General features: G+C 31.7%; 20 protein-coding genes. 8 read left to right on the top strand and 12 right to left on the bottom strand.

Annotated features, from left to right (window positions below; genetic code table 11):
• Positions 1 to 85 precede the first annotated feature (85 nt).
• The 5 genes from OLM52_RS12465 to OLM52_RS12445 all read left to right on the top strand — a co-directional run bounded on the left by OLM52_RS12465 (position 86) and on the right by OLM52_RS12445 (position 4,070).
• Complete coding sequence (locus OLM52_RS12465; RefSeq protein ID WP_264548829.1) at positions 86 to 652, top strand: 30S ribosomal protein S16; 567 nt, start codon at positions 86 to 88, stop codon at positions 650 to 652.
• Between the two features lie 15 nt (positions 653 to 667).
• Positions 668 to 1,195, top strand: coding sequence for a ribosome maturation factor RimM (gene rimM / locus OLM52_RS12460; RefSeq protein ID WP_264548828.1), 528 nt, complete (start codon positions 668 to 670; stop codon positions 1,193 to 1,195).
• Positions 1,196 to 1,200: 5 nt separating this feature from the next.
• A complete protein-coding gene (locus OLM52_RS12455) occupies positions 1,201 to 1,908 on the top strand; it encodes a tRNA1(Val) (adenine(37)-N6)-methyltransferase (RefSeq protein ID WP_264548827.1) in 708 nt (235 codons plus the stop codon).
• A 75-nt stretch (positions 1,909 to 1,983) separates the two neighbouring features.
• The gene (locus OLM52_RS12450) at positions 1,984 to 3,162 is read left to right on the top strand and encodes an acyl-CoA dehydrogenase family protein (RefSeq protein WP_264548826.1); all 1,179 of its coding nucleotides are present in this window, start codon (positions 1,984 to 1,986) and stop codon (positions 3,160 to 3,162) included.
• 125 nt (positions 3,163 to 3,287) lie between these two features.
• Positions 3,288 to 4,070 carry a DUF3050 domain-containing protein gene (locus tag OLM52_RS12445; protein ID WP_264548825.1) on the top strand — a complete coding sequence of 261 codons (783 nt, stop codon included), beginning with the start codon at positions 3,288 to 3,290 and terminating at the stop codon, positions 4,068 to 4,070.
• A 33-nt stretch (positions 4,071 to 4,103) separates the two neighbouring features.
• Here OLM52_RS12445 and OLM52_RS12440 read toward each other — a convergent pair whose 3' ends face one another.
• The 10 genes from OLM52_RS12440 to trmB all read right to left on the bottom strand — a co-directional run bounded on the left by OLM52_RS12440 (position 4,104) and on the right by trmB (position 11,761).
• Entirely contained in the window at positions 4,104 to 4,436 is a 333-nt protein-coding gene (locus OLM52_RS12440) for a 2Fe-2S iron-sulfur cluster-binding protein (protein ID WP_264548824.1), read from the bottom strand.
• A gap of 1 nt (position 4,437) precedes the next feature.
• Complete coding sequence (locus OLM52_RS12435; RefSeq protein ID WP_264548823.1) at positions 4,438 to 5,496, bottom strand: NAD(P)/FAD-dependent oxidoreductase; 1,059 nt, start codon at positions 5,494 to 5,496, stop codon at positions 4,438 to 4,440.
• A gap of 73 nt (positions 5,497 to 5,569) precedes the next feature.
• On the bottom strand, positions 5,570 to 5,809 hold the full coding sequence (locus tag OLM52_RS12430; protein WP_133608571.1) for a NifU family protein: 240 nt from the start codon (positions 5,807 to 5,809) through the stop codon (positions 5,570 to 5,572).
• 79 nt (positions 5,810 to 5,888) lie between these two features.
• On the bottom strand, positions 5,889 to 7,031 hold the full coding sequence (locus OLM52_RS12425) for an Mrp/NBP35 family ATP-binding protein (RefSeq protein ID WP_264548822.1): 1,143 nt from the start codon (positions 7,029 to 7,031) through the stop codon (positions 5,889 to 5,891).
• Positions 7,032 to 7,240: 209 nt separating this feature from the next.
• Positions 7,241 to 7,798: a YceI family protein gene (locus OLM52_RS12420; RefSeq protein WP_264548821.1), complete on the bottom strand. Its 558-nt coding sequence runs from the start codon at positions 7,796 to 7,798 to the stop codon at positions 7,241 to 7,243.
• A gap of 58 nt (positions 7,799 to 7,856) precedes the next feature.
• Positions 7,857 to 9,245: a hypothetical protein gene (locus OLM52_RS12415; protein ID WP_264548820.1), complete on the bottom strand. Its 1,389-nt coding sequence runs from the start codon at positions 9,243 to 9,245 to the stop codon at positions 7,857 to 7,859.
• 47 nt (positions 9,246 to 9,292) lie between these two features.
• Positions 9,293 to 9,880: a YceI family protein gene (locus OLM52_RS12410; RefSeq protein ID WP_264548819.1), complete on the bottom strand. Its 588-nt coding sequence runs from the start codon at positions 9,878 to 9,880 to the stop codon at positions 9,293 to 9,295.
• 177 nt (positions 9,881 to 10,057) lie between these two features.
• The gene (locus tag OLM52_RS12405) at positions 10,058 to 10,402 is read right to left on the bottom strand and encodes an MGMT family protein (RefSeq protein WP_264548818.1); all 345 of its coding nucleotides are present in this window, start codon (positions 10,400 to 10,402) and stop codon (positions 10,058 to 10,060) included.
• A 4-nt stretch (positions 10,403 to 10,406) separates the two neighbouring features.
• Positions 10,407 to 11,033, bottom strand: coding sequence for a hypothetical protein (locus tag OLM52_RS12400; RefSeq protein WP_264548817.1), 627 nt, complete (start codon positions 11,031 to 11,033; stop codon positions 10,407 to 10,409).
• A gap of 53 nt (positions 11,034 to 11,086) precedes the next feature.
• Complete coding sequence (gene trmB / locus OLM52_RS12395; RefSeq protein WP_264550550.1) at positions 11,087 to 11,761, bottom strand: tRNA (guanosine(46)-N7)-methyltransferase TrmB; 675 nt, start codon at positions 11,759 to 11,761, stop codon at positions 11,087 to 11,089.
• Between the two features lie 118 nt (positions 11,762 to 11,879).
• Here trmB and OLM52_RS12390 point away from each other — a divergent pair, with 118 nt between their 5' ends.
• Both OLM52_RS12390 and OLM52_RS12385 read left to right on the top strand, forming a co-directional pair.
• Positions 11,880 to 12,701 (top strand): UDP-2,3-diacylglucosamine diphosphatase, encoded by an 822-nt coding sequence (locus OLM52_RS12390; RefSeq protein ID WP_264548816.1) that lies wholly within the window; start codon positions 11,880 to 11,882, stop codon positions 12,699 to 12,701.
• A gap of 38 nt (positions 12,702 to 12,739) precedes the next feature.
• Positions 12,740 to 13,795 carry a glycosyltransferase gene (locus tag OLM52_RS12385; RefSeq protein ID WP_264548815.1) on the top strand — a complete coding sequence of 352 codons (1,056 nt, stop codon included), beginning with the start codon at positions 12,740 to 12,742 and terminating at the stop codon, positions 13,793 to 13,795.
• Here OLM52_RS12385 and OLM52_RS12380 read toward each other — a convergent pair.
• The gene (locus OLM52_RS12380) at positions 13,769 to 14,812 is read right to left on the bottom strand and encodes a sensor histidine kinase (protein ID WP_264548814.1); all 1,044 of its coding nucleotides are present in this window, start codon (positions 14,810 to 14,812) and stop codon (positions 13,769 to 13,771) included. The two genes, OLM52_RS12385 and OLM52_RS12380, sit on opposite strands and share 27 nt — an antisense overlap.
• Positions 14,812 to 15,501 carry a response regulator transcription factor gene (locus OLM52_RS12375; protein ID WP_264548813.1) on the bottom strand — a complete coding sequence of 230 codons (690 nt, stop codon included), beginning with the start codon at positions 15,499 to 15,501 and terminating at the stop codon, positions 14,812 to 14,814. The genes OLM52_RS12380 and OLM52_RS12375 overlap by 1 nt, the downstream gene beginning before the upstream one ends.
• A gap of 179 nt (positions 15,502 to 15,680) precedes the next feature.
• On the opposite strand from OLM52_RS12375, the gene OLM52_RS12370 reads away from it, so the two are divergent.
• Positions 15,681 to 18,461, top strand: a complete 2,781-nt coding sequence (locus OLM52_RS12370; protein WP_264548812.1) for a TonB-dependent receptor — start codon at positions 15,681 to 15,683, stop codon at positions 18,459 to 18,461.
• Positions 18,462 to 18,577 lie beyond the last annotated feature (116 nt).

The following is an 18,577-nucleotide window of genomic DNA, read 5'->3' as shown; positions in this document are numbered from 1 at the left end:
CAGTTAATATGATTGTATTACAAAGTTTTATATATTTGCACCCTTAAATAACCGAGGTCGAGAACCTCAAATTAATCACAAGATTATGTCAGTAAAAATTAGATTACAAAGACACGGAAAAAAAGGGAAACCTTTTTATTGGGTTGTTGCAGCAGATGCAAGATCAAAAAGAGATGGTAAATTCTTAGAGAAAATCGGAACTTACAATCCAAACACAAATCCAGCAACTATTGATTTAAACTTGGACAAAGCTGTTCAATGGTTACACAATGGAGCTCAACCAACTGATACAGCTAGAGCAATTCTTTCTTACAAAGGTGCTTTATTAAAACACCATTTAGATGGAGGTATCAGAAAAGGTGCTTTAACTCAAGAGCAAGCAGATGCTAAATTAGCAGCTTGGTTAGATGAAAAAGCAGGAAAAGTTGACGCTAAAAAAACTGGTTTATCAAAAGCTGAAGCAGATGCTAAAGCAAAAGCTTTAAAAGCTGAAAAAGAAGCAAACGAAAAACGTATTGCTGCTCAAGCTGAAGCTGCAAAAGTTGAAGAAGTAGCTGAAGAAGCTGCAGTTGAAGTAACTGAAGAGGTAGTTGAGGCTGCAACGGAAGAAGCTCCAGCTGTTGAAGAAAACAACGAAGAGACAGAAGCTTAATCATAAGGCGATTCCATGCGTAAACAAGATTGTTTCTATTTAGGTAAAATCGCGAAAAAATTTAGTTTCAAAGGGGAAGTATTGGTGTATTTAGATACCGACGAACCCGAATTGTATCAAAATTTGGAATCAGTTTTTGTTGAAATCAACAAAACACTGGTTCCATTTTTTATTGAAAGTAGTTCGCTTCACAAAGAAAAATTTCTACGTGTTCGTTTTGAAGACATTCAAACAGAAGCAGAAGCAGACGAAATTATGGGAAGCGAAATTTATCTTCCACTTTCTATGTTACCTAAATTAGAAGGCACTCAGTTTTATTACCACGAAGTAATAGGATTTGACGTAATCGACTTAATGAGAGGAAACATAGGGAAAATTATTGCTATTAATGATAGTGGCGCACAACCGCTTTTTGAAATCGATAAAAATGGAACTGAAATTTTGATTCCGCTTATTGATGATTTCATTATTTCTCTCGACAGAGAAAATAAAACCATTACTTTAGAAACTCCTGAAGGTTTGGTTGACCTTTATCTTGGATAATTCCAATGACTTTTACATTCAAACAATTTTCGGTTAATCAAGATCATTGTGCAATGAAAATTGGCACTGATGGTGTGCTACTTGGTGCTTGGACTCCGCTAATCAATAATCCTTACAATATATTAGATATTGGAGCTGGAACTGGAATTTTGTCTTTAATGTTAGCCCAAAGAAGCAACGCCGAACAAATTGATGCTATTGAAATTGACGAAGATGCTTATGAACAATGCGTTGAAAATTTTGAAGCTTCCTCGTGGGGCGATAAGTTATTTTGTTTTCACGCAGGTTTAGATGAATTTGTTGACGAACCCGAAGACGAATACGATTTAATCATTTCCAATCCGCCTTTTTATACTGATGATTTTAAATCAGATAACACTTCGAGAGATTTAGCACGCTTTGAAGATGCTTTACCTTTTGAAGAATTAATTGAGGCAGCTGCATTATTACTTTCGGATAACGGTATTTTTTCTGTGATTATTCCTTACAAAGAAGAAGAGCAATTTGTTTCTTTATGCAAGGAATTAGACTTATTTCCTCTAAAAATTACTCGAGTAAAAGGCACACCGACATCAGAAATTAAAAGAAGTTTATTGGCTTTTTGCCGAATAGAGCAAACTCCATTAATTGATGAACTAACTATTGAAATTTCTCGTCATGAATATACTCCTGAATACATTGAACTGACTAAAGATTTTTATTTGAAGATGTGATTTAAAAATTATAACATTTGTTAATTGATTTGTTAAAAATCTTTACTTACTTTTGTGACTTTCAAATCAAAAACTATGAGACCAGACTTATTTCAATCTCCAGATTATTATTTATTAGACGAATTATTATCTGACGAACATAAAATGGTGCGTGATGCTGCACGTGCTTGGGTAAAAAAAGAAGTATCTCCAATTATTGAAGAATACGCACAAAGAGCAGAATTTCCACATCAAATCGTAAAAGGTTTGGGCGAAATTGGTGGATTTGGCCCTTATATTCCTGTAGAATATGGAGGTGCTGGATTAGACCAAATTTCTTATGGATTAATCATGCAAGAAATTGAAAGAGGAGATTCGGGCGTACGTTCAACCTCTTCCGTTCAATCTTCATTGGTTATGTATCCTATTTGGAAATATGGAAACGAAGAACAAAGAATGAAATATTTACCAAAATTAGCCACTGGAGAATTCATTGGATGTTTTGGTTTAACTGAACCAGATTATGGTTCAAATCCAGCAGGAATGGTAACTAATTATAAAGATATGGGTGATCATTATCTTTTAAATGGTGCTAAAATGTGGATTTCAAATGCGCCTTTCGCTGACATTGCAGTAGTTTGGGCTAAAAATGAAGAAGGAAGAATTCACGGATTAATCGTGGAACGCGGCATGGAAGGTTTTTCAACTCCAGAAACACATAATAAATGGTCGTTAAGAGCTTCAGCTACTGGAGAACTTATTTTTGACAACGTAAAAGTTCCAAAAGAAAACTTATTACCAAACAAATCTGGATTAGGAGCACCACTTGGCTGTTTAGATTCGGCTCGTTATGGAATTGCTTGGGGAGCGATTGGAGCAGCAATGGATTGTTATGACACTGCTTTACGCTATTCAAAAGAAAGAATTCAGTTTGACAAACCAATTGGAGCAACACAATTACAACAAAAGAAATTAGCTGAAATGATTACCGAAATCACGAAAGCGCAATTATTAACTTGGAGATTGGGTGTTTTAAGAAACGAAGGAAAAGCTACAACAGCTCAAATTTCGATGGCAAAAAGAAACAACGTTGATATGGCATTAACAATTGCTCGTGATGCACGTCAAATGCTTGGTGGAATGGGAATTACAGGAGAATATTCTATCATGCGACATATGATGAATTTAGAATCTGTAGTAACTTATGAAGGGACACACGACATTCACTTGTTAATTACAGGAATGGATGTAACGGGTTTCCCTGCATTTAAGTAATTAAACAATAGATAAAATTGATACAAAATGCTTCTCTTTTTAGGGAAGCATTTTTACATTTGTATTGTTAGGAAGTAAAAAACCATTTACCAATACTATTTCGTAAATAAAAATAAAATTGCCTCATGGATATTCAAACAATAAACCAATCGATACAAAATCAGAAAGAACAATTGTTAAATCATTCGTTGTACAACAAAGTTAAAACCATTGAAGATTTACATTGTTTTTTAGAAAATCACATATATGCTGTGTGGGATTTTATGTCTTTATTAAAAGCCTTACAAAACAAATTAACTTGCACAACAACACCTTGGTTACCCATAGGAAATCCAGAAATTCGCTATTTAATTAACGAAATTGTTGTAGCCGAAGAAACCGATTTAACAATTGAGGGAACTAGACAAAGTCATTTTGAAATGTACTTAGATGCGATGAAACAATGTGGTGCTTCGACAACCCAAATTACTAGTTTTTTACAGAATGTAGAAGAGACAAAAAACATTTTTGTATCTATTAAACAAAGTGATTTACATCCAAATGTTAAAGCTTTTTTAGATTTTACATTTCGAGTAATTGAACAAGGAAAACCACATGAAATTGCAGCTGCTTTTACTTTTGGAAGAGAAGATTTGATTCCGAATATGTTTACCGAAATTTTAAAAAGTTTTCAGCAAAATTTCCCTGAAACCAATTTATCAAAACTAATTTATTACTTTGAAAGACATATTGAATTAGACGCCGATGAACATGGACCTATGGCAATGCAGATGATTAATGAACTATGCGGAACATCGGAACAAAAATGGAATGAAGTGCAAGAAATTTCTATTTTAGCGTTGGAAAAAAGAATCGGACTTTGGGATGCAATTGAAGAACAAATGGAACATAAACATGAATTAGTATAATAAAAAAAGCGAGAAAAATTCTCGCTTTTTTTATTATTGTTCTGGGGCTATTTCAATTGCTAAACCTTCTAAATCTTCTGTAATTGGAATTTGGCAACCTAATCTGGAATTATCCTTTACATGATACGCTTCCCAAAGCATTGCTTCTTCATCTGGATTTCGTTCCAATGAGATTACATCGTTTAAAATATAACATTGGCAGGAAGCACACATAGCCATTCCTCCGCAAACACCAACTGTACCTTCTTCAGCTAATTCATAGGAACGAATTAACTCCATGATGTTCATGTTCATATCAGTTGGCGCTAACACTTCGTGTTTAATACCGTTTCTGTCTGTTATAAAAATGGTTACGTCTTGTGGCATGTTAATCAATCGATTTTACTACGGCTTTTTCAGCTTCTTTTCTGGTTCCGTCAAAACCATCTACTCCAGAAACGGTGGTGTATTTTAACACATAACGTTTTCCTGGATTAATTCTATTATAAACACTTTGACACATTAAAGTAGCTTCGTGAAAACCACATAAAATTAGTTTTAATTTCCCTGGATAAATGTTGACATCACCAATAGCATAAATTCCGTCGATATTCGTTTGATAATCTAATGCGTTATTTACTTTGATGGCGTTTTTTTCAATTTCTAATCCCCAATTTGCAATTGGACCTAACTTTGGTGTTAATCCAAACAGTGGAATAAAATAATCGGTAGGAACATTCATTCGCGCACCATTCATTTCAATATCTAACGATTCTATTCGTTCACTTCCTTTGAAACCAACCACTTCTGCAGGTGTAATCAATTTAATTTTTCCTGCCGATTTTAATTCTTGTACTTTTTCAACCGAATCTAAAGCACCTCGAAATTCGTTTCTTCTATGTACCAATGTCACTGAATTCGAAACATTAGACAAGAAAATACTCCAATCTAAAGCAGAATCTCCTCCACCAGCAATTACAATATTTTTTCCACGATATTTTTCTGGATCTTTTACGAAGTAATCTACTCCGCGATCTTCTTTTTCGTAAAATTCGATGTCTTTTAAAAGGGGTTTTCTTGGTTCAAAAGTACCTAAACCACCCGCAATTGCAATTGCTTTTGCGTGATGTTGTGTACCTTCGTTTGTGGTTACAATAAAAGTTCCATCTTCTAATTTTTCTATGGTTTCCGCAGTTTCTCCTAGTGTAAATCCTGGTTGAAACTGTTTTATTTGTTCCATTAAGTTAGTAACCAAATCTCCTGCTAATACTGAAGGATAACCTGGAATATCAAAAATGGGTTTTTTAGGATATAATTCAGCTAATTGTCCACCGGGCTGAGGTAAGGCATCAATGATATGACATTTTAATTGCAATAATCCGGCTTCGAAAACGGCAAAAAGACCCGTAGGACCTGCGCCAATTATAAGAATATCTGTTTTAATCATTTTTTAAAATTTGTGATAGCAAAGTAACAAACTAGTAAAATGTATAAATATGATTTATATCATACTTTGTCTACTAGGCAATATTTTCTACTGTTTCAATTTGAGGAACATACTTTTTTATTGTAGTTTCTACTCCTGCTTTCATTGTACTAATACTTAAACTGCAATTTGTACAAGCACCTTCTAATCGTACTTTTACATGTTTGTCATCAATAATTTCTACTAATGAAATGTTTCCACCATCAGAATTTAAAAACGGACGAATTTCTTCTAATGCTTTTTCAACATTATCTTTTATTTCTATTGTAGTCATAATTTTTAGTTTTCAGTTTTCAGTCGCAGTCTCAGTTACAAAAACAGTGTTCAAACTGCCAACTGAGAGTGTAAACTGTTTACTTTTTTTTTACAGCAGAACATCCTGCCATTGTTGTTATTTTGATAGCTTCTGTAGGAGGTAAGGTTTCATTACGATTTACCGTTTCTTGCACTACATTTCTTGTAATTGTTTCAAAAACACTTTCTAATATTGATGCGGTTTGCAATGCTGCTGGGCGACCGTAATCTCCTGCTTCGCGAATGCTTTGCACTAATGGCACTTCTCCTAAAAGTGGTACTTGTAAATCAGCTGCTAAATTTTTTGCACCTTCTTTACCAAAGATATAATATTTATTTTCTGGAAGTTCTTCGGGTGTGAAATAAGCCATATTTTCAATAATTCCTAGAACAGGGACATTAATTGATTCTGACATAAACATGGAAACTCCTTTTTTAGCATCGGCCAACGCAACTGCTTGAGGTGTACTTACTACAACTGCTCCCGTAATTGGCAACGATTGCATGATTGATAAATGAATATCGCCTGTTCCTGGTGGTAAATCAATTAGCATGAAATCTAATTCACCCCAGTTGGCATCAAAAATCATTTGGTTTAATGCTTTAGCAGCCATTGGACCTCTCCAAATAACCGCTTGATCTGGTTTTGTGAAAAATCCTATTGATAAGATTTCTACACCATAACTTGAAACAGGTTGCATTTTAGATTTTCCGTCCACTTCAACCGAGATTGGTTTTGCGTTTTCTACATCAAACATAATTGGCATTGATGGTCCGTAAATATCGGCATCTAAAACCCCCACTTTAAATCCCATTTTTGCTAATGTTACCGCAAGATTTGCGGTAATAGTAGACTTTCCTACTCCTCCTTTACCAGAAGCTACAGCAATAATATTTGAAATTCCAGGAATTTGTTTACCTCTAATCAAATTAGGGTTTTCTGGTTTTTCTGGCGCTTCAACTTTAATATTTACTTTTACTTTGGCTTTTTCGTATACTTTTTCGTGTATTACTTTAATAATATCAACTTCTGCACGTTTTTTAATATGTAGAGCTGGTGTTGATAAAAGTAAATCAACAACAACTTCATCTCCGAAAGTGATTACATTTTGAACCGCACCACTTTCTACCATGTTTTTTCCTTCTCCAGCCACCGAAATAGTTTCTAATGCACTTAAAATTTCTTTTCTATCTAGTTTCATCTGTTTGATTTTTTTCGTAATCAGGCTAATTGTAATTAAAAATCCATTTTTATTCAGACTGATTTTAGATTGCAAAGATAATAAGAAGTTTAGGAGTTTAAAAGTTTAGAAGTTTAAAGTTTTTATAATTTGATAGTTAGAATCTATCGTATAAAGAAAAAGCAACCTTTTATCAAGATTGCTTTCTAAACTAACTGAAAAATAAATTTTTAATATTGTAAAAACAAATTGAAATTTATCTCAACATTGTCATTAACCACGACCATTCCAAGTAATTTCTTAGGCGATTTTAATTTAAAATCTTTGATGTTTAATTTCAATTGCCCTTTAACATTATTTGTTGCTTGATTGTATGTTACTGGAACTGTGTATTCTTTTTCAATTCCTGCAATCTTTACATTTAATTTTGCGGTTATGTTCTCTTTTGTGTTATTGATTTCTTTAACATTAATTACAATATGCGGATTTTCATCTGCTTTTAGAATAGATTTAAAATCTCTTGTTATCATTTTGTGAGCGCAATCAAAACCATTGCTTTTTATTGCAATTTTAGCACCATCTAAAAGTATTTTTGAATTACTTTTTGTGACAGAAACATGAATTTCGTCTTCAATATAATCTGAATTGTATTTGCATTCAAATGTATTAACGTTTGATTTCCCTTTAATAGTCACTTCACTTTTATTCGTGATTTTAACTTTGGTTTGATTTTTTGTAAAACCAAAACTTAAAAGAATAAAGACGATTATTATACCTATTGCTTTCATAACCTTAAAGTAAAGCGAAAAGAGCTAACCCTTTTCGCTTTTAAATTTACTATTTTTTTTAGAAACTAATGATTGCTTCAAACATTACTCCATTGAATTTTCCTCCGTATAGATCATTTGGATTCACTCCTGTAAACTCGCTATAACCTTGATAGTTTTGTTGAACGTAAGCTAATTTTGCTAATACATTTTTAGTCATAAACCAACCTGCACTGGCTTCAAATCTGTTTACATTTACTTTTTCAGCATCTGCGTTTCTTAATTTACCTGATACAGTATTTAATTTACCACCTACATAATATCTTTCGTTTTGACCAAATCTGTAAACGATATCACCTGCATATTGATTTACTGTACGTTTATCATCAGTTCCTTTAAAATCTCCACCAGATGCAAATTCTAATGTTCCGAAGAATTCAAATCCTCTAAATTTGATGAATGGGTTAAACATGTATGAAGTAGCCCAGTTTCCGAATGCAGGATTAAATCTACCTGTTGTATAATTAGCAGTTGGATCAAAATTATCAGCAACAGCTGTTCCAGCACCTCCTGTATAAGCAGCGTGAGACATTACTCCATAGAAACGGCTACCTGCTCTGTCAGAACTGTATAAGTTACCACTTGAATTAGCTACATGATATAAAGACCCCGTTACTCTAATTCTTAAATCATCATTGATTTGTTTGTCATACCCTAATTTAGCTAGAATTGTTGGACTAATTGTTGTGTTTGGATCTGGTGCAATTGCTGTTGGAGCAGCAGGTACAATTTCTTTAACATTTTGGTTCAATTTAGAGTTAGTTACTCCAATCATACTAACAAAACCACCTCTATTATAGTATACTTCGGCTCCCATTTCTGTGGTAAAAGCGTCCATAATATTATTCCCAATAAATGGATTAAAGATGGCTTGACCATTATCTGATCTTCTAAAGTGTGCATCACCATAATTGTTTTCCATTTGTCCAATTTTAATGGTAGTATATTTCATGAAATCTGCCATAAAATCTTTTTTAATGAAATCTAATTTATCGATTTGCAAATATCCACCTTTAACCCAAGTTTCATTATGGTGTCTTGCTGCTAAATAAAGGTCTAAATTTACTCTTACTCCATCATACAATTGGGCTCCAATTGTCATATTTGCCATTGGTAAATTGAAATTATTTTCTAAGTTATTCAATTTATAACCTGCAATTGGTGCTGGTAAACTTCCATGATCGTTAAACGAATTCACAGCTTGATATTGTAATGCAAATGCTGCACCTAAATCAACACTTAATCCTTTAAATTCTACGCTATCTTTTTTTACATCAAATACATTCATTCCTGACTGATCTCTAGGAATCATGTTTTGCATTTGCCCAAAAGAAGGGGCTTGAGCCTGTATAGCGCTTGTAAAGCTTAAGGCTGCTACTATGACTGATAATTTAATAAATGTTCTCATGATTTTTAAAATTTAATATATGTAATTTAGTTATAAGTATTATTTCTTTAGTTGTAGGTTACTTTGAAGTCTACGACAACATCTTTTCCTGTTTTTATAGTACCCATTAATGCTTTTGGTGGTTCTACACCATATAAAGTCATATCAATTTTTTGCTTTCCAGAAAAAATCATTTTTTTACCGATAAGTTTAACTGTAAAAGTTTGATTGACTCTTTTTGTAGCACCTGCAATAGTTAAATCGCCTTGTGTTTCGATTGTATAATTATTATCAGAAACTGTAGTAATTTTAATCACTTTCACTAATTTGAAACTGATGTTTTTATTTGTAGCACTTTTTAAAGCTTTAAAAGTGTTTTTATCCATTCCACTTTTACCACTTTTTAGTTGTTCAACCTCAACGGAAAAATCTAAACTTTTTAGTGCTTTTAAATCGCCTGCTTCTAAAGTTGCCGAAGCTTTCCCACTCATTGCTTTTGCTTCAATTGTCCAATCATGCACATTTGAAGTTCCGTCAACAACTAATTTACTTTCTGCTAAAACTACCTTTGCATCTTGTGCAAAAACAGTATAAATTGGAGCAACAACTATAAATAGTAAAAACCAATTTTTGAAGTTTATTTTTAAAGTGTTCATTTGTATTATGTTTTAAATTATGGTACAAATTTCCACCGAATAAAACACTATTTATATGATATATGTCACATTTATTACAAAAAGAATGTAATACATTAGAAAAAATAAAACGAAAACGATATAGTATATATAAGGATAATGTTGCTATAGAAAAAATAAAGTAAACGGTAACATTTGTTACACATCACCAATGTTTGGTTCCCAAAAATGCTTTTCGAAATCGATAATTTGATTGTCTACAACTTTAATTCCTTCGTTTTCTAGAAGTTGTTGCATTAAATTAGTTCCTTCAAAGTGATGTTTCCCAGAAAGCAATCCTTTTCTATTGACTACTCTGTGTGCTGGAACATCTTCTAAATTATGAGAGGCATTCATCGCCCAGCCAACCATTCGTGCAGAACGAGCTGTTCCTAATGCTTTTGCGATAGCACCGTATGAAGTAACTTTTCCTTGAGGAATTTGACGAACGATTGCATATACTCGTTCAAAAAAGTTATCGCTATTTGAAGTTGATTTAGCCAAAAAATTAAAAATACATTTTATATATAGAAGAAATTGCTATAATTCCCGTTATGGCAGCAATTAAAAAATTAATGTTTTTTACAATAAAAGTAAGTTTATGCTCAATTTTCTTAAAGAATTTTGCATACAAATAGAACACAAAATAAGTACCTAATGCCGCTGAAAATGAAAATAAAATAATTGACACGATATCATAAACAAACAAATCTTTGGAAGACATCATTAAACTACTTAATGCATACCAAGGGATAGCAAACATATTAAAGGAAGACATCGCCATACCATAAAAAAAACGATTTCTTTTGTTCTCAATTTTTACTTTAATATCTTTTTTCTTTTTTGCATTAAAACCCATTATTGTAAAAGCAATGGTTAATCCAATAAAAATAAAAGTCCCTATTTTTTTTAAACCTTCACTAAAAACAGGATTTGAGTCTAAAAATTTGGCGAAATACGTTCCTAAAAAACTTTGAATAAAAACGACTACGACTGCTCCTAAAGCAAAATTTAGAGCTTGTTTTTGATTTTCTTTTATACTGATTTTAGCAATCGTCATATTCAACATACCTGGAATAATGATGCCGCCAATAGAAATGATTAAACCTAAAAAAATTGCTAAAACAAATGTCATAAATTGATTTTTATCAAAAGTAAGGAACAATATTGAAATGAATGTAACAAAAATTACTTAATTCTAAACTGAATATACGTAATTGGTTTATTCACTTCTAAATATTGACTTTCATAAAACGTCTGAATTCCAGTTACTTCTGCTGGCGCACCTTCGTTTTTATAAATATTATGATTGGCATAAATTACTTCATGACCTTCACCATGTAACAATCCTAACGTATAACCGTGCATAAACTCTGAATCGGTTTTTAAATGCATTAATCCGTTTGGCTTCAGAATTTTTTTATAATTATTCAAAAACTCAGAATTAGTCATTCTGTGCTTGGTTCTTTTGTATTTGATTTGTGGATCTGGAAAAGTAATCCAAATTTCAGAAACTTCGTTTTCGGCAAAAATATGATTGATTAATTCGATTTGAGTTCTCACAAAAGCAACATTATTCATGCCCGATTCAACTGCTGTTTTAGCACCACGCCAAAATCTTGCGCCTTTAATATCAATTCCAATAAAGTTTTTTTCAGGACTTCTTTCCGCCAAACCAACTGAGTATTCGCCTTTTCCACAACCTAATTCTAATACAATTGGATTATCGTTCTTAAAGAACTCACGATTCCACTTTCCTCTCAATGGAAATTCGTTTCCTACAACTTCTTCTCTTGTTGGCTGAAAAACGTTAGTAAACGTTTCGTTTTCGCTGAATCTTTTTAATTTATTTTTACTTCCCACTATTTCTCTAAATTTCGGCAAAATTAAGGAAATAATTAGCACTACAAATAAACTTTTAATAATGTTTAAGTAACCTTAACAATAGATTTGTTTTATTGCTTTGTTAAAAAGTTTTATTTTGAAGAAAAGAAAGGTAGAAGTTGTTGTAATTTCAGATGTTCATTTAGGAACTTATGGTTGTCATGCAAAAGAATTGTTAGCTTATTTATCTTCCATAAAACCAAAAACTTTAATTCTAAATGGCGATATTATTGATATTTGGCAGTTTAGAAAGTCCTATTTCCCGGCAAGTCATTTGAATGTGATTAAAAAAATAATTTCGTTAAGTTCAAAAGGAACGAAAGTGCATTATTTAACTGGAAATCACGATGAATTCTTGCGAAAATTTACCGATTTACATCTTGGAAATTTAAGTCTTGAAAATAAATTAGTTTTAGAATTAGACGGAAAAAAAGCATGGATTTTTCATGGTGATGTTTTTGATGCTTCAATAACTCATGCAAAATGGTTAGCAAAATTAGGCGGTTGGGGGTATGATACACTAATTTTAATCAATCGTTTTTTAAACTGGATTTTGGCTAAATTTAAAAAAGAACCTTACTCCTTATCTAAAAAAATAAAGAGCAATGTAAAATCGGCTGTAAAATTTATATCTAACTTTGAATCCGTTTGTACAGAATTAGCCATTGAAAATAAGTATGATTATGTAATTTGCGGTCACATTCACGAACCAAAAATGGAAACCATAAAAACCGAAAAAGGCTCAACATTATATTTGAATTCGGGCGATTGGATTGAAAATTTAACTGCGTTAGAATACAACAAGAAAAAGTGGAAATTGTATAAACACGAAATTAATAAAATGATGGAAGATGAAGAATACAATTTTGAACGCGAAAATAAATTAGCCGAACAATTCATTTCAGTATTAAAAAAATAGTTCATTTAAAAAGTTGATGCTTAAATTTGTAGTAACAAATGAATAAAAACATACTCATAGCACCATTAAATTGGGGATTAGGCCACGCCACAAGATGCATTCCAATTATAAAAGCACTTGAACAACATGGCTTTACACCTATTATTGCTTCAGACGGAGCGGCACTAGCTTTATTAAAAAAAGAATTTCCTCATTTAATTACAGTTGAGTTACCCGCTTATAATATTTCGTATGCCGAAAACGGCAAAAACTTCAAATGGAAATTAATTGCCCAAATGCCAAAAATGTTTCGAGCCATTCGAAAAGAAAAGGCATTGGTTCGAAAAATTATTTCAAATTATGAAATTGAAGGCCTTATTTCAGATAATCGATTGGGCGTTTATTCCAAAAACGTTCCTTCTGTTTTTATAACGCATCAATTAAATGTTCTTTCAGGAAAAACATCTTGGTTTACCACAAAAGTACATTCAAATTACATTTCAAAATTTGATGTGTGTTGGGTTCCCGATACCAACAAATTTCCGAATCTTTCTGGTAAATTAGGCCATTTAGAAAAGCCTTTAAATAACACCATTTATATTGGCCCTTTAAGTAGATTTGAAAAAGAATCATTACCCATAAAATATGATTTAATGGTGATTTTATCTGGTCCCGAACCACAACGAACACTTTTAGAAGAAAAACTGATTGAAGAATTACAGAGGTATAAAAAAGAAATTTTGTTTGTAAAAGGTATTGTTCAAAACGAACAAAAAACATGGAAAGAAGACCAAATTACCTATTATAATTTCATGAATTCTGAAGAATTAAATACTGCTTTTAATGAAAGTGAAATGGTGTTGTGTCGTTCGGGTTACACAACAGTTATGGATTTAGCAAAATTAGATAAAAAAGCTTTTTTTATTCCTACTCCAGGACAATATGAACAAGAATATTTAGCAAAAAAATATAAAACCGAAGGCATTGCACCATGCTGTAAACAAGAAAAATTTAAATTGGAAAAACTATCAAAAATAGATGTTTACAAAGGATTGCAAAATTATACTACAGTAATTAATTGGGAGAATTTATTTAGCCTTTTCCATAGTAAATGAGAATTCTGAACCAACTCCAAATTGGCTTTCAATATAGATTTTTTCGTTGTGTCCTTCAATAATGTGTTTTACAATTGCTAACCCTAAACCTGAACCCCCTTCGCTTCTTGCACCACTTTTATCCACACGGTAAAAACGTTCAAATAATCGCGGAATATGTTGTTTTTCGATGCCTTCACCATTGTCGGTTACACGGATAATTACTTTATTGTTTACTAAATCTTCAATACTAACTTCAGTTGTGCCACCTTCTTTTCCATATTTAATAGAATTGACTACTAAATTTGTTACTACTTGTTGCACTTTTTCTTGATCACCATTAATCCAAATGGGTTTTGCATATTTTGTATCAAATGTTAATGTAATATGTTTTTTTGAAGCGCGCATTTCCAGCAGATCAAAAACATTTTGAATTACTTCAATAATATTAAACTTTGTCACATCTAAATTAATATCTCCAGTTTCTAATTTGGTAATCATATCTAAATCTTTTACGATATAGATCAACCGTTCAACACCTTTTTCGGCACGTTGTAAATATTTTTTTCGAATGTTTTTGTCATCCATCGCACCGTCTAAAAGCGTAAGTAAATAACCTTGAACAGTAAAAAGCGGTGTTTTTAATTCGTGAGAAACATTTCCAAGAAATTCTCTTCTGTATTCTTCTCTAATTTTTAAAGTTTCGATTTCAAGCTTTTTATCACGGGCAAATTTTTGAACTTCTTTTGTCAAAGTTGCCATATCTGTCGTAATAGGTTGATTTCTAAACGAAGTATTTTCAAGTAAAGAAACATCGTCATATATCTTTTTTACGCGTTTATAAATAAACGTTTCAACCCTATATTGAATTAAAAGAAATGAAAAAATAAACAAGCAAAATGCAAAACTTATAACAAAAAACAACTGTAAGGGTGCTATAAAAAAATGATACAATAAAAACACCCCTAAGAAAAAAAGAGTAATGTATGCAGATGACTTTATGGCGAATTTATAAGATTTTTTAAAATTTAATTGCATTAAAATTCGATTTTATAACCCACACCTTTAATAGTTTTGAAAAAATCGTCTCCTATTTTCTCTCTTAGTTTTCTGATGTGAACGTCGATGGTTCTTCCTCCAACAACCACTTCGTTACCCCAAACACGGTCTAATATTTCTTCACGAGTAAATACTTTTCCGGGTTTTGTTGCCAAAAGATAGAATAACTCAAATTCTTTTCGAGGTAAAATAATTTCTACTCCGTCTTTGATAATTTTATATTCTTCTCGATTAATTTCAATATTACCAACTTTCAATGTTGTACTTGAAGAGGCACTTTCACTGTTTTTTAATCTTCTCAATAACGCTTTAACCTTGCTTACTAATACTTTTGGTTTAATTGGCTTTGCAATGTAATCATCTGCCCCTGCATCAAAACCCGCAACTTGTGAATAATCCTCAGAACGAGCTGTTAAGAAAGTGATTATTGTATCTTGAAGTTCAGGAATTCTTCTGATATTTTCACAAGCTTCCATACCGTCCATTTCAGGCATCATAACATCCATAATTATTAATTGTGGAAGTTCTTTTTTTGCTTTAGCAATTGCTTCTCTACCATTAGTAGCTGTTACAATTTGATAGCCTTCTTGAGATAAATTATAGCCTACAATCTCTAAGATATCTTGCTCATCATCAACTAATAAGATTTTAATCTCTTTTTTTTTCATAATTAATTTATGTGTCTTTTGGATTGTAAAGGTAAAGATAAAATAAAATGTTTTTAAGTGTTAACAATTATTTAATCTATTAACATTAATGTAACGCATTAGCAACTAATTCATAATAAACCAGTAACCTTATTGTAATACGCTAGCAGTTTCTTTGCACCAAAATTAACAATACAACAATGAAACTACGTTTTTTATTATTATCACTTTTATTCAGCGCATTTGCAATTGCACAAAACGCAACTGTTTCTGGGGTTATTCTTGACAAAGAAATGGATAACGAACCTTTATCTTTTGCAAACGTAATGATTAAAGGTACAAAAATGGGAACTACAACTGACGAAAACGGTAAATATTCCTTAACACTTAAACCAGGAAGTTATACTTTAGTGATTGGCTTTTTAGGTTATGACACTAAAGAAATTCCTTTTACGGTCAAAGCTAATGAGAAAAAGAAAATTGATTACACATTAGAATCAAATGGTGTTCAACTAGATGATGTTGTCGTAATTCAAACCGTTTCAAAAGAAAAAGAAAGCGCTTTGTTACAAGAGCAACAAAAAGCTGTTGAAATTAAGCAGAGTATTGGTGCGCAAGAAATGTCAAGAAAAGGGATTAGCAATGTAGAAACTGGATTAACGAAAGTTACAGGAATTACAAAAGTTGAATCAAGAGGCCTTTTTATTAGAGGTTTGGAAGATCGTTATAATAATTTATTGATTAACAATTTAGCTGTTCCTTCTAATAGTCCATTTAAAAAAATCATTCCTTTAGATTTGTTTCCAACAGACATTGTTGGTTACATGGATATTTTCAAAACATTTAACCCAAATATCTATGGTGATTTTGCTGGAGCAACAATAGATATCAATACTACTCAACCAACAGAAAGTTATACCAAAATTAGCTATGGCGTTGGATATGTTTCTAACAACAACATGCGTGACTTCTTAATCTCATCTGATGCAGACAATACAAAAAGTTTCTTTGGATTTGGTGGTCAAGAAAGAAAACTACCAGGTGGATTTGGTTCTACCCCAAACGGACAAATTAACAATGATTTTGAATCATCTTGGGATGTAAATAAAATTAGCTCACCACTAAATACAAGTTTTGGTGTTACACATGCTAACAAATTTGACGTAGGAAATAAACCTTACAGAATGTATTACTTTATTTCGGCTAATTTTGATAATAAATATCAATTCAGAGAAGGAATTCAGAGAACTTTCCAAACTGGTCAAGGTATTTATGACAATAATTTTAAAACGTCACAATACAAATTTGGTACTCAAGCCTCAGCTTTGTTTTCATTAAACTTCAAATCTGATCGATTAAAAGTGACTACAAACTCTTTGTTTATAAAAGCTACACAAAGCGAAATACAAGATCAATTAGGTTACACCAGAAATAATGTTCAAAATCCAAATGAGATTATTCGTTTAAATCAATACGATGAATCGAATTACTTTGCTAATCAAATTCAATCAGAGTATAAAATTACTAAGGATGGAAAACATCTATTAAAAGGAGGTTTGTCATACACTAGAACACAATTTTCACAACCGGACAGAAAATTCATCAACGGAACAAAAGTTAATGAAGATGAAATTGAAGTACGTTTTGGAAGTAATAACTTAATTCGTCAGTTTTTAGATGTTGAAAATAATTTTCACATGTCAGGATTAATGGAATACAACTATAAATTTGGCAAAAACGAAGACAAACAAAACAAAATTGCTTTAGGATATAATGGTTATGCAGAATATATGAAAACTTCATATCGCTTTATCGCTGGATTACCAAATAATGCTAACTTACCAGCAAGTATTGTTAACCTAAATAACATAGATTCATTTATTCAAACCGCAATTGCTAATAATGATATTTCTTTTAGAGAAGAAACAGGTGGAGAATATAAAACTAAAATTTTTAGTAGAGTAGATGGCTTTTATGGAAACGTAACTTATAACATTACACCTAAACTAGAATTAAATGCTGGTTTAAGAGCAGAAAACACTATCAGAGATCTTAAATATCGTACTATTAGCGACCCAATTGGATCAGTTTATAGAAAAATTGAAACTAATGAACTTGATATTTTACCTTCATTAAACTTAAAATACGCCATTAACGAAAATAAAAATATTCGCTTTGCTGCGAGTAGAACAATTACAAGACCTGTTTTATTTGAATCATTACCTATTACATACATTAATGCTGATGGAACGTCTGAAAAAGGAAATGCATTATTAGTAAATAGTACAAATAATAATGTTGATTTAAAATTTGAAGTATTTCCAACAAAAGATGAATTATTTGCAGTAACTGCTTTTGGAAAATATATTGAAAATCCAATTGAGCGTTCATTCGACAACTTTGGTGGAGGTAGCGGTCAACAAGTTTCATATTACAACAACAAATCAGCAACTCTTTTAGGTTTAGAATTTGAAAGCATCATCCAATTAAGTAGATTACACGAAAATTTAAAAGGAGCTTCATTTGGTTTCAATACCTCTATAATGCATACAGAAGCTACCGCTGAAAAAGATCGTTCAAGTCAAAACGGAACTTATTTTGATACATTTGACAAACGTCAGTTACAAGGTGCATCAAATTGGTTAGTAAATGCGGATTTAAAATATGATTTTAAATTCAGCGAAAAATGGACTAACACTGCCACTTTTGTATATGGAGTTTACGGGGAACGTATCTACGCTGTAGGTATTGCTGGATTAGATCACGTTTATGAAAAACCGTTTCATAAATTAGATTTTATTTGGAGTCAAAATATTAACAAGGCATGGGATGTAAAATTATCAGTTGATAATATTTTAAATCCTTCCTACGAAAGAGTCATGGGAGATAAAAGTCAAATACCAGTAAGTGAAAACTCATTAATAGTACAAAGTTTTAAACGAGGAACTGGATTCTCACTTGGAGCATCATATAAATTCTAACACAAGAGCAGCGCAAGCTGCTCTTCTTGTTTACATTAAATCAACATTGCTTTTACTTTTTTCTGATATTATGATAATTATTAAATAATGCAATCGAAACGTTCAGAAAACAAAGC

Origin of the sequence: Flavobacterium sp. N2820 (assembly GCF_025947285.1) — a bacterium.
Lineage (GTDB): Bacteria > Bacteroidota > Bacteroidia > Flavobacteriales > Flavobacteriaceae > Flavobacterium.
Note: the sequence above shows the minus strand (reverse complement) of the source record. Positions and strands in the feature narration are given on the sequence as shown.